This is a genomic window from Nonomuraea mesophila (genome assembly GCF_004352805.1).
Taxonomy (GTDB): Bacteria; Actinomycetota; Actinomycetes; order Streptosporangiales; family Streptosporangiaceae; genus Nonomuraea; species Nonomuraea longispora.
The window spans coordinates 17798-29749 of the sequence record NZ_SMLD01000014.1 but is presented as its reverse complement, the minus strand read 5'-3'; the positions used below and the strand labels follow the sequence as shown (position 1 = coordinate 29749).

The following is an 11952-nucleotide window of genomic DNA, read 5'->3' as shown; positions in this document are numbered from 1 at the left end:
GCGCCCCCGTCCGGTCGGGTCAACTGGTCGGGGTTGGCTCGTCCGGTGAGTCAGATGGTTCCTGGCCGGGGGCGCGGTGAATCGCTGCGGTGGTCAGTTGTCGCCGGTGAGGCCCGCCTTGCGCAGGGCCTCGGCCATGGCGCCCGTGGGTGCGGGGCGGCGCTGGCCGCCGCGTCCGCGCTGGCCTCCGTCGCCGCGCTGGCCGTTGCCTCTGCCGTCGTCGCCCCGGCGGTCGTCGCGACCGCCCTGGCCGCCGCGACCGCCGTCGCCACGCCCGCCCTGGCCGCGGCCGTCGTTGCCACGCCCGGCGTTGCCCCTGCCGCCGTCGCCCCGGTTGCCGGTGCCGCGGTTGCCGTCGCGGGTCTCGCCTCTGGGATCGTCGGCGCCACGGGTGCCCCGGCGGTCGGCGCCGCGGCGGGGGCCGTCGGACGGCGACTGGCCGGTGATCTCGTCTTCCAGGCGCAGCGTCAGGGAGATGCGCTTGCGGGGGATGTCGACGTCGAGGACCTTGACCCGCACGATGTCTCCGGGTTTGACCACGTCGCGGGGGTCCTTGACGTAGGTGCGGGACATGGCCGACACGTGGACGAGGCCGTCCTGGTGCACGCCGACGTCGACGAAGGCGCCGAACGCGGCCACGTTGGTGACGACGCCCTCCAGGATCATGCCCGGCGTCAGGTCGGAGAGCTTCTCGACGCCCTCCTTGAAGGTGGCCGTCTTGAACGCGGGTCTCGGGTCACGGCCGGGCTTCTCCAGCTCGCGCAGGATGTCGGTGACCGTGGGCAGGCCGAACGTGTCGTCGGTGAAGTCGCCGGGCCGCAACGAGCGCAGCGCCGCGGCGTTGCCGATCAGTGACTTGAGGTCGCTCTTGACGGCGCCGAGGATGCGCCGCACCACGGGGTAGGCCTCCGGGTGCACGCTGGAGACGTCGAGCGGGTCGTCGCCGCCGCGGATGCGCAGGAAGCCGGCGCACTGCTCGAACGCCTTGGGCCCGAGCCTGGGCACGCTCTTCAGCGCCGAGCGCGTGCGGAAGGGGCCGTTGGCGTCGCGGTGGCGGACGATGCTCTCGGCCAGTGTGGAGCCGATGCCGGACACGCGGGTGAGCAGCGGCGCCGACGCGGTGTTGACGTCGACCCCGACGGCGTTGACGCAGTCTTCGACCACCGCGTCGAGCGAGCGGGAGAGCTTGGACTCGGCGAGGTCGTGCTGGTATTGGCCGACGCCGATCGACTTGGGATCGATCTTGACCAGCTCGGCCAGCGGGTCCTGCAGCCGGCGGGCGATGGAGACCGCGCCGCGCAGCGACACGTCGAGGTCGGGCAGCTCCTGCGAGGCGTAGGGGGAGGCGGAGTAGACCGAGGCGCCGGCCTCGGAGACCATGATCTTCGTCACCGACGGCATGTGCTGGACCAGCTCGCCGGCCAGCTTGTCGGTCTCGCGCGAGGCGGTGCCGTTGCCGATGGCGATCAGCTCGACCCCGTGTCGCTGCGCGAGCGCGCCGAGGACGGCGAGCGACTCGGACCACTGCCGCTTGGGCTCGTGGGGGTAGATCGTGGCCGTCTCGACGACCTTGCCCGTGGCGTCGACCACGGCGACCTTCACGCCGGTGCGCAGGCCGGGGTCGAGGCCCATCGTCGGCCGGCTGCCGGCCGGGGCGGCGAGCAGCAGGTCGCGCAGGTTGGCCGCGAACACCCGCACCGCTTCCTCTTCGGCCGTCTGCCACAGCCGCATGCGCAGGTCGATGCCGAGATGCACGAGGATGCGCGTGCGCCAGGCCCAGCGCACGGTCTCGGTCAGCCACTTGTCGGCCGGCCTGCCCTGGTCGGAGACGCCGAACCGGGAGGCGATGCGCATCTCGTAGTCGGGGCTGTCGTCGGGCTCGAGCGTGACGGAGAGGATCTCTTCCTTCTCGCCCCTGAACATGGCCAGGATGCGATGGGAGGGGAGCTTGGTGAACGGCTCGCCGAACTCGAAGTAGTCGGAGAACTTGGCCCCCGCCTCCTCCTTGCCCTCGCGCACTTTCGACACCAGCCGCCCGCGGTTCCACAGCTGCTCACGCAGGGCGCCGATGAGGTCGGCGTCTTCCGCGAAGCGCTCGATCAGGATCGCCCTGGCGCCTTCGAGGGCCGCGGAGGCGTCGGCCACCCCCTCGGTGACGAAGCCTTCGGCGGCGGCGGCCGGGTCGATCGAGGGATCGGCGAGCAACTGGTCGGCCAGCGGCTCCAGCCCCAGCTCCCGGGCGATCTGTGCTTTGGTGCGCCGTTTGGGCTTGTAAGGAAGGTAGATGTCTTCCAGCCTGGCTTTGGTCTCGGCCGCCATGATCTGCTGGCGCAGCTCGTCGTCGAGCTTGCCCTGCGACTCGATCGACTCCAGGATGGCCGCCCTGCGCTCCTCCAGCTCGCGCAGGTAACGCAGTCGCTCCTCGAGCGTGCGCAGCTGAGCGTCGTCGAGAGCGCCGGTGGCCTCTTTGCGGTATCGCGCGATGAACGGCACGGTCGCGCCGCCGTCGAGCAGATCGACGGCCGCCTGCACCTGCCCGTCGCGTACGCCGAGCTCTGCCGCGATCCGCTGGTGAATAGAGAGCACTTGGTTGCCTTTCGATGGTCCCGCCGGTCAATTGTGCAGGACTACGCCGTCTTTCATGACCAGAGTGCGCGCAGGGTGAACGACCACGGCCTCCGCCGGGCCCGCGCAGGGCACGACCACCAGGTCGGCCCGGTCACCCTCGGTCAGGCCGTAGCCCGTCAGCCCCAGCGCGCGGGCGCCGCCGTAGGTGGCGGCCTCCAGCGCCAGCTCGATGTCCTCGTCTGTGCGGAACGTGCTGCGGTAGGCGAGATGCATCGCCCGCTCCAGCATGTCGCCGCTGCCGTAGGGGCCCCACAGGTCGCGGATGCCGTCGTGCCCGCACGCGATCGTGACGCCCGCGGCCCGCAGCTTCTTGACCGGCGGCACGGGGTAGTTGTAGACGGCCCCGGTGGCGAGCGCCACGCCCGCCTCCGCGAAGCCCCGCGCCAGCCGGTCGACGTAGGCCTCGTCGAGCTGGCCGAGCGCGTAGGCGTGGCTGACCGTGACGCGGCCGCCCAGCCCGAGCACGCGGGTGCGCTCGGTGATGAGCTCCAGCTCCCAGCCGCCCAGCGAGCCGCCGTCGTGCAGGTGGAGGTCGAGATGCGTGCCGTAACGCTCGGCCAGGCCGAAGACCAGGTCGAGGTGGCGCACGGGGTCACGGTCGATGCCTGCCGGGTCGATGCCGCCGACCGCCTCGACGCCGCCCTTCAGCGCCTCTTCGAGCAGCTCGGCGGTGCCCGGGGTGGTCAGCACGCCGTGCTGCGGGAAGGCGACCTGACGCACGTCGACCGGGGACCGCGCGGCCGCCTCGCGCACGGCCTCGACACCGCGCAGCCCGACCTCGGGGTCGATGTCGGTGTGGGTGCGCACATGGGTGGTGCCGGCCGCGCTCATGCGCTCCAGCAGCGCGCCGATCCGTTCGACGCTCGGCACGCCCAGCTCGCCCCGGCGGGCGAGGTCGTTGCCGATGCGGCCCGCGAGCGTGTCGTCGGCGGAGTGGGGCACCCACGGCCCGCCGTAGAGCGTCTTGTCGAGGTGGCAGTGGGCCTCGACGAGACCGGGCAGCACCAGCCGGCCCCCGACGTCGGCGACCCGGGCGCCGGGCGCGTCGATGCCCTCGCCGACGCGGGCGATCCGGCCGTCGCGGACGAGAACGTCGGCGGTTGAGCCGCGCCCCCAGGGGAGCCCGCCACGGAGCAGCACGTCGGTCATGCCCAGCACCCTAAACGCCCGTACCGACGATTTCCGTGTCGCCGCTGTGACGGTTCCGGACCGCGGGGAGGCGACGTGCGATCAGCACGGAACCCGAAGGGCGCCTGCCGGAGGAGCCCGGTGTGCGGGCTCAGCCGGGTTGGCGGGCGAAGAGTTCGAGGTGGTGGCACCTACGGCAGCGGAACGCCTCGACCTGCCACTTGGGCCGGCCGAAGAGCTTGGCCCCGCCGAACACGCCGCGTTCGAGTGCGCCCTGGACCCACCTGACGTATCCCTGGGAGCTCTGGCCGGAGTCCATGATGAACCCGGTCTCCAGCGCCTGTTCGCCGCAGTGCGTGCACCGCAAAATGGACATGCGTCCCAAGCGTAGTCAGATTTCGTCGAGATGAGAGACGTTCGCGAGGTCGGCGGCGCCGGTGCTGGGCCGCCCCTCGAACCAGGCGTCGAGGATCTCGCCGAGCACCACGTCGGAGGTCAGCCGGAGGCTGAGCGCGAGGACGTTGGCGTCGTTCCAGGTGCGGGCACCGTCGGCGGTGTAGGCGTCGACGCAGAGCGCGGCACGTACGCCGGGCACCTTGTTCGCGGCGATGGAGGCGCCCGTGCCCGTCCAGCAGCAGACGACCGCCTGGTCGGCCCGCCCCTCGCTGACGTCTCTCGCGGCGAGCTCGCAGGCCCACGCCCAGTCGGCGCGCTCGCCGTCGCCGAGCGCGCCGTGGGTGACCACGTCGTGCCCCCGCCTGCGCAGTTCGTCGACGACCCGCTCGGCCACGCCGTCCTTGCTGTCGGCGGCCACGGAAATCCGCATGCGTCCTCCCGGTTGCTCACCTTCAGATGTACCAGCGCCCCCGGCCGGAATCGAACCAGCGGCCCGCTGTCCGGGAAACAGGGTGCGTGGCGGGTGCGGGAATCGAACCCGCCTGGAGCGACGTATGAAATCGCCGGGCACACCAGCGCCCCCACCCGCCTGGGAGACGGTCCGGGGGCCGGGGATCAGCCTCGGCGCACCCAGGACACGCCCGTACGGCGCCGCACGCGCATTCGCCGGGTGGTCATGGGAGGTCCTTTCCGCTGGTTCGGGTGCCGGTATCGAGCATGGCGGCGGCCCGTACGATGGCGCAACCTGTTTGTCTGGCACGTGTCAGACTGGCGCATTGAGGCGGTATGTGCTTGGTTGTGCAGCCATATGAGAATTGACGAGAGTGACGTCCCCGCGCTCGCCCGCGGGTGCGCGATCCTCGGCACAGGTGGCGGGGGAGACGTACGCGCGGGTTCGCTGGCCGCGGTCAGGGCCATCCGCGCGTACGGCGAGGTGCCGCTGGTCGATCTGGCCGACCTGCCCGACGACGCGCTGGTCGTGCCGCTGTCCGGGATCGGGGCGCCGACGGTCGGGCACGAGATGATCCACGGGGAGGACGAGCCCCAGCGCGTCGCGGAGGAGGTCGAGCGGCTCTTCGGCCGCCCGCCGAGCGCGATCATGTCCTCCGAGATCGGCGGCTCGAACGGGGTCGCGCCCGTCGCCTGGGCCGCCCGCCTCGGAGTGCCGCTGCTCGACGCCGACGGCATGGGCCGGGCGTTCCCCGAGGTGCAGATGGTGTCGATGTACGTGGCCGGGCTGCCGGCCGACCTTGTGATCATGTCCGACATCGTGGGGAACGTCGTGACCATCCGCCCGATCGACGGGCTCTGGTCGGAGCGCCTGGCGCGGGCCGTGTGCGTGGCCGCGGGCTCGCACGCGCTGATGGCCGACTACGTCCTCACGGCCGGCCGGGCCCGCGGCGCGGTCATCGAGGGCACGGTCACCCGCGCGATCGAGATCGGCACGGCCACCGAGGGCGCGGCCGACCCGCTCGGCGCGCTCCAGGACCGCCTCGGCGCCGTACGCCTGATCACCGGCAAGCTGACCGACGTGGACCGGCGCACCACCGGCGGCTTCGTCAGGGGGACCGCCACGATCGAGGGCACCGGCGACGACCGCGGCCGCCGCCTCACCGTGGAACTGCAGAACGAGAACCTCGTCGCCGTCGAGGACGGCGCCGTGCGGGCCATGGTGCCCGACCTCATCACCGTCGTGGACACCGAGACGGCCGCCGCCGTCCAGACCGAGAGCCTGCGGTACGGCCAGCGCGTCAGCGTGCTCGCCTGGCCGTGCGACCCGCTCTGGCGCACGCCCAAAGGACTGGAGACGGCCGGCCCCAGGGCGTTCGGCTACGACCACGACTACGTACCCGTGGAGGAGCTGACCGCGCATGGCCGACCTGCCTGACCTCGGCATCGGGATCGACGTCGGCGGTACGAACACCGACGCGGTCGTGCTCGGCCCCGGCGGCCGGGTGGTGGCCAAGGCCAAGCGCCCGACGACCCCGGACGTCACCGGCGGGCTGCGGGCGGCCATGGACGCGGTGCTGGCGGACCTGGAAGGCGCAGGGGACCCGCCCGCCCCGGGGGACGGGCAGGGCGGCGGCGCGCGCGGCCGGGTGGCCAGGGTCATGCTGGGCACCACGCACGCGACCAACGCGATCCTCGAACGCAGGAACCTCGGCCGGGTCGCCGTGCTCCGGCTCGGCGCCCCCGCCACCACCGCCGTCCCCCCGCTGTCGGGCTGGCCCGGCGACCTGTGCGCGGCCGTGTCGGCGGGGGAGGCCATCGTCCCCGGCGGGCACTACGTCGACGGCCGCGAGATCGGCCCGCCCGGCCTCGGAGCCGTACGCCGCTTCCTGGACGGCGTGCAGGCCGACGCCGTGGCCGTCACGAGCGTCTTCAGCCCGGCGAGCGACGAGCACGAGCGCCTCGTCGCGGAACTGGTCACCGCCGAGTACGGCCTGCCGGTCTCGCTCAGCCACGAGATCGGCACGCTGGGGCTGCTCGAACGGGAGAACGCCACCGTGCTGAACGCCGCCCTGTATGGCGTCGCCGCCCACGTGACCGCCGCGCTGACCGCCGCCCTGGCCGAGCGCGGCCTGGGCGCGCGCCCGTACCTGGCGCAGAACGACGGCACGCTCATGACGGTGGAGCACGCCGAGCGGATGCCGGTCGCGACGATCGGCTCGGGCCCGGCCAACTCGCTGCGCGGCGCCGCGTTCCTGTCCGGCGTGGCGGACGCGGTGGTGGTGGACGTCGGAGGGACGTCCACCGACCTCGGGGTGCTGGCCGGCGGCTTCCCCCGCGAGTCGGCTGCGGCGGTCGAGATCGGCGGGGTGCTGACCAACTTCCGGATGCCGGACATCCTCGCCATCGCCCTCGGCGGCGGGAGCGTGGTGCGCGGCGGACGTGTCGGCCCCGACTCCGTCGGCTACCGGATCGCCGGCGAGGCGCTGGTCTTCGGCGGGGAGACGGCCACGATGACCGACGCGGCGGTGGCGGCGGGACGTACCCCGCCAGGGGCGGCCGGCTGGCGCGGCCGGTTGCCCGAGGCCGTCCTGGCCCGCGCGGCCGCGCACTCCTGGCCGGAGGGACGATCCCACGCGGGGGACGAGCGGGAGACGATCGCGGACGTCCTGGCGAGGGCGGTGCTCGTGGCCGACGAGATGGTCCTGGACGCGGTGGACCGCATGACGCTCGGCAGGACCGACCGGCCCCTGGTCGCGGTGGGCGGCGGCGCGTTCATCCTGCCCGGCCGCATCCCGGGCGTGAGCAGGGTGATCCGTCCCGAGCACGCCGAGGTGGCCAACGCCGTGGGCGCCGCGATCGCCCTCGCGAGCGGCCGAGTGGATACGATCTTGCCTGCGGGAGATAGTCGGCTGAAAGCGATCGAAAGGGCCAAGGAGGAGGCGGCGGCGCGAGCCGTGGCGGCGGGGGCGGACCCTTCCGGCGTCGAGATCGTGGATCTTCTCGAGGTGCCGCTGAGCTATCTCTCCGAGCCCGCCGTACGCGTACACGTCAAAGCAGCCGGACCCCTCGCCCGGTGACAGATCGAAAGGATCCCCCCACCATGCGCTGGCACAAGCGCTTGCTCGTAGCCGGGCTCACCGGCGTCCTGGCCCTGACCGCGGCCGCGTGCGCGGGCGGTCAGGTGCGCGGCGCCGGAGGCACACCGCAGCCCGCGGACAGCACCCAACCGGCCACCAGGCAGACCGCGAAGGCCAACGACAGCACGTTCGTCTACGCGCCGAACCTCGACGTCGTCACCGACTGGGACCCGGCCACCTCCTACTCCAACGAGATCGTCGCCCTGTCGAACATCTACGAGGGCCTGACCCGATACAACTTCCAGACCCGCGAGGCCGAACCGCGCCTGGCCACGGAGTGGACCTCGGCCGACGGCGGCAAGGAGTGGACGTTCAAGCTCCGCCAGGGCGTGAAGTTCCACTCGGGCGCCACGATGGACGCCGAGGCGGCGAAGAAGGCGATCGAGCGCACGATCAAGAAGAAGGGCGGCGCGGCCTACATCTGGGACCCGGTCGACACGATCGAGGCCGTGGACGCGACCACGCTGAAGTTCACCCTCAAGCGTGCCGCGCCGCTCGACCTCATCGCCTCCTCCGGCTACGCGGCCCACATCTACGACGTGGGCGCCGTGGACGCCGACGGCGAGACGACCGCCGGCACCGGCCCGTACACGATCGACTCGTGGCAGAAGGGCAAGGAGACCGAGCTCACGCTGAAGGCGTTCGAGGACTACTGGGGCGGCTGGACGCCCGAGCAGTACAAGAAGATCGCCTTCCGGGTCACCCCCGAGATCACCACCGCGTGGCAGCTGCTCCAGAAGGGCGAGGTCAACTTCGTCGAGCGGCTGAACCCGCAGTTGTTCGAGCAGGCCGGCATGACCGACGACGTCCAGACCGCGCAGTCGCCGTCGTTCCAGAACCTGCTGGTGCTGTTCAACACGGCCGCGGGCCCGACGAAGGACGTCAGGATCCGGCAGGCGCTGCAGCTCGCGATCGACTACGACGGCCTGGCGGCGGCGTTGAAGGGCTCGGGGACGAAGGCCAGCGGCCTGGTGCCGGAAGGGCTGCTCGGCCACGTGAGCGGCATGGAGCCCGAGCACGACCTGGGCAGGGCCCAGGAACTGCTCGCCGAGGCCGGGTACGGCCCCGACAACCCCGAACTGCGGCTCTCCCTCACCTACGCGCAGGGCGACGAGGACCAGAAGATGCTGGTCACGTTGCTCAGCTCGGCGCTGAAGAAGCTCAACATCACGCTGCAGGCCAAGCCCATGACGTGGAGCGCCCAGTGGGACCAGGGCAAGCAACGGGGGCAGGACATCTTCGTCATGTACTGGTATCCGGACTATCCGGACGCCTACTCGTGGTTCCTCAACGTGTTCAAGAGCGAGGACGAGCCGCGGTTCAACCTGTCGTACCTGAAGGACCGTGAGATCGACGCCGCCGTCGAGAAGCTGCCCGCGCTCATGGCGACCGACGCGATCAAGGCGGACGACGCGTTCAAGAACCTGCAGAAGAAGATCATCGAGGAGCAGGCGGCGGTGGCGGTGCCGTACGTGCAGACCTACCAGCGCGCGCTGTCCGCGGACGTCAAGGGATACGTGGACAACCCCGCCTATCCCAACGTCGTGTTCTTCTACGACCTCCAGCGCGCGCGCTGACCGCATGCTGCGCTATCTGGCCCGCCGGCTCGGTCAGGCCCTCCTGGTCGTGGCCGGCGTGGTCGTGCTCACGTTCACCGTCATGCGGCTGGTGCCGGGGGATCCCGCGGTGGCGTTCGCCGGGCCGAAGGCCACGCCAGGGGAGCTCGACGCGGCGCGCGAGAGGTTCGGGCTGGACGATCCGCTGCCGGCGCAGCTCGTCGCCTACGTGCGCGACCTGTTCGCCGGCGACTGGGGTGTCAGCCTGCACACCCGGCAGCCCGTGGTCGACGACCTCTATCTCGCCTTCCCCGCCTCGCTCGAACTCGTCGGGGCGGCGCTGCTGATCGCGGTGGTCGTGGGGATCCCGATCGGCGTGCTCGCCGCCCGCTACAAGACGAAATTTCCGGACTTCGGGGTGCGGTTCGGCAGCATGCTGGCCGTCTCCGTCCCCGTCTTCTGGCTGGCCCTCGCCCTCCAGCTCGTCTTCGCCGGCCGGCTCGACTGGTTCCCCGTGGCCGGTGAGTACGACTCCTCGCTCGACACCACCAGCCCTCTCACCCTGTGGACCAACATCACCGTCGTCGACGCCCTCATCACCGGCAACTGGCCCATCCTCACCAGCACCCTCCACCATCTGGTGCTGCCCGCCCTGGTCGTGGCCGCCTACCCCACCGGCGTCATCGCCCAGATGACCAGGGCGACCCTCATCGAGGAGTCCGGCCAGGACCACGCCAAGCTGGCACGCGCGCTCGGGTTCGGCGAGACGTCCATCCTGACCAAGTTCGCCCTGCGGCCGGCGCTGAGCCCCGTGTTGTCGCTGATCGCCCTGGTCTTCGCCTACTCGATCGTCAACGGCTTCCTCGTCGAGGCGATCTTCAACTGGCCGGGCCTGGGCAGCTACGCCGCCGAGGCGATCCGCGCGCGCGACACGCCGGCCATCGCGGGCGTCACCCTCCTGGTCGCGCTGGTGTACGTACTGGCCAACCTGGTCGTGGACGTGCTCCAGGGTTTCCTCGACCCTCGGGCGAGGACGCGATGACGAGCCGCCAGGAAGCCACCGCCGAGGTGCCGCCGCGCCGCCGGCTGCCGAAGGTCCCCGACCGGTTCGCCGCCCTCGGGGCGGTGCTCATCGTGCTGATCGTGCTGGCCGCGGTCATGGCGCCGTGGCTGGCCCCGTACCCGGACGAGCCGCGCCCCCTGGAGGGGTCGCTGCCGCCGGGCGCCGCGCACTGGTTCGGCACCGACCAGCTCGGCCGCGACGTGCTCACGAGAATCCTGTACGGCGCCCGCACGTCGTTGTCCATCGCCGTGTCCGTGCTGGCGGTCTCGGCGCTGGCCGGTGTCACGCTGGGCGTGGTGGCCGGCTACGCGGGCGGCTGGGTCAGAGACGTGATCATGCGGGTCACGGACGTGTTCCTGGCCTTCCCCGCGCTGCTGCTCTCGCTGGCGCTGGCGGTCGTGCTGCCGCCGAGCGTGACCACGGTCATCCTGGCCATCGCGGTGACCTGGTGGCCGTGGTACACCCGGCTGGCGGCGTCCGTGGCCGCCTCCATCGCCACCCGCCCGTACGTGGACGCCGCCCGGTGCCTCGGCGTGCCCGCGCCGCTGATCGTCCTGCGGCACGTGCTGCCGAACTCCCTCACGCCCGTCCTGGTCCAGATGTCGCTGGACGCCGGCGGCGTGATCCTCACCGCGGCGGCGCTGTCGTACCTGGGGCTCGGCGCGCAGGAGCCGACGGCGGAGTGGGGGCTGATGGTGCAGCAGGGGCAGACGTTGTTCACCACGAACTGGTGGATCGGCACGTTCCCCGGGCTGGCGATCCTGGTGACGGCGTTCGCGTTCAATCTGCTGGGGGAAGGGCTGCGCGGCGCGCTCGACCCCAGGGCGAGGAAGGTCACGTGATCGAGGTACGCGATCTCGAGGTGCGCTACGCGGGGCGGCCGGTGGCCCGCGTTCCCGAACTGGACGTGGGCGCGGGCGAGTGCGTCGCGATCGTGGGGGAGAGCGGCTCCGGCAAGTCGACCACGCTGCTGTCGCTCCTCGGCCTCACCGAGAACGCCGACGTCTCGGGACACGTCAGGGTCTGCGGGGTCGACGTGCTGACCGCCTCGCCGCGCCGGCTGCGCGAGATCCGCGGCGCGAGGGCCGCGCTCGTCATGCAGTCGCCCCAGTCGGCGCTCAGCCCCGCCACCCGGCTCGGCGTGCTGATGCGCCGCGCGCTCAGGCTCCACGGCGTCGGGAGCGGCGAGGGCGAGCGCCTGGACGAGATCATGGCGGAGTCCGTGGCGGCGGTCCTGCTCGACCGCGCGATCCTGCGCCGCTACCCGCACGAGATCTCCGGCGGCCAGGCCCAGCGCTTCGCCATCGCGCTGGCCATCGCCCTGGGCGCCGAGGTGATCCTCGCCGACGAGCCCACCAGCGCCCTCGACGTGACCGTGCAGGCCGAGGTGGTCGGCGTGCTGAGCCGGCTCAGGGAGGAACGCGACCTGGCCCTCCTGCTCGTCTCCCACGACCTGGCCCTGGTCTCGACGATCGCCGACCGGGTGCTCGTCATGAAGGAGGGGGAGGTGGTGGAGTCGGGGCCCGCCGCGAGGGTGCTGACCGAGCCGTCGCACCCGTACACGCGCGAGTTGCTGGAGGCGCTGCCGTGA

Annotated in this window: 10 protein-coding genes and 1 tRNA gene; 6 read left to right on the top strand and 5 right to left on the bottom strand. The window is 72.1% G+C overall.

Annotated elements, in window-relative coordinates:
• Positions 1–93: 93 nt before the first annotated feature.
• The 5 genes from E1295_RS08105 to E1295_RS48575 form a co-directional block, all read right to left on the bottom strand.
• The gene (locus E1295_RS08105; RefSeq protein WP_132629152.1) at positions 94–2586 is read right to left on the bottom strand and encodes a Tex family protein; all 2493 of its coding nucleotides are present in this window, start codon (positions 2584–2586) and stop codon (positions 94–96) included.
• A gap of 27 nt (positions 2587–2613) precedes the next feature.
• Positions 2614–3777: an amidohydrolase gene (locus E1295_RS08100; RefSeq protein ID WP_132629150.1), complete on the bottom strand. Its 1164-nt coding sequence runs from the start codon at positions 3775–3777 to the stop codon at positions 2614–2616.
• A 130-nt stretch (positions 3778–3907) separates the two neighbouring features.
• A complete protein-coding gene (locus E1295_RS08095; RefSeq protein WP_132629148.1) occupies positions 3908–4132 on the bottom strand; it encodes a hypothetical protein in 225 nt (74 codons plus the stop codon).
• A 15-nt stretch (positions 4133–4147) separates the two neighbouring features.
• Positions 4148–4582 carry an RpiB/LacA/LacB family sugar-phosphate isomerase gene (locus E1295_RS08090; RefSeq protein WP_132629146.1) on the bottom strand — a complete coding sequence of 145 codons (435 nt, stop codon included), beginning with the start codon at positions 4580–4582 and terminating at the stop codon, positions 4148–4150.
• 87 nt (positions 4583–4669) lie between these two features.
• Positions 4670–4742 (bottom strand) — tRNA-Met (locus E1295_RS48575).
• A gap of 218 nt (positions 4743–4960) precedes the next feature.
• On the opposite strand from E1295_RS48575, the gene E1295_RS08085 reads away from it, so the two are divergent.
• From E1295_RS08085 to E1295_RS08060, 6 genes are read left to right on the top strand one after another with little or no spacing between them, the layout of a single operon-like run.
• A complete protein-coding gene (locus E1295_RS08085) occupies positions 4961–6040 on the top strand; it encodes an S-methyl thiohydantoin desulfurase family protein (RefSeq protein ID WP_132629144.1) in 1080 nt (359 codons plus the stop codon).
• Positions 6024–7682 (top strand): hydantoinase/oxoprolinase family protein, encoded by a 1659-nt coding sequence (locus E1295_RS08080; RefSeq protein ID WP_132629142.1) that lies wholly within the window; start codon positions 6024–6026, stop codon positions 7680–7682. Before E1295_RS08085 ends, E1295_RS08080 begins: the two co-directional genes overlap by 17 nt.
• Positions 7683–7705: 23 nt before the next feature.
• Complete coding sequence (locus E1295_RS08075) at positions 7706–9319, top strand: ABC transporter substrate-binding protein (RefSeq protein ID WP_132629140.1); 1614 nt, start codon at positions 7706–7708, stop codon at positions 9317–9319.
• Positions 9320–9323: 4 nt separating this feature from the next.
• Positions 9324–10340 (top strand): ABC transporter permease, encoded by a 1017-nt coding sequence (locus E1295_RS08070; RefSeq protein ID WP_132629138.1) that lies wholly within the window; start codon positions 9324–9326, stop codon positions 10338–10340.
• Positions 10337–11203 carry an ABC transporter permease gene (locus E1295_RS08065; RefSeq protein WP_132629136.1) on the top strand — a complete coding sequence of 289 codons (867 nt, stop codon included), beginning with the start codon at positions 10337–10339 and terminating at the stop codon, positions 11201–11203. The genes E1295_RS08070 and E1295_RS08065 overlap by 4 nt, the downstream gene beginning before the upstream one ends.
• Complete coding sequence (locus E1295_RS08060; RefSeq protein ID WP_132629134.1) at positions 11200–11952, top strand: ATP-binding cassette domain-containing protein; 753 nt, start codon at positions 11200–11202, stop codon at positions 11950–11952. Before E1295_RS08065 ends, E1295_RS08060 begins: the two co-directional genes overlap by 4 nt.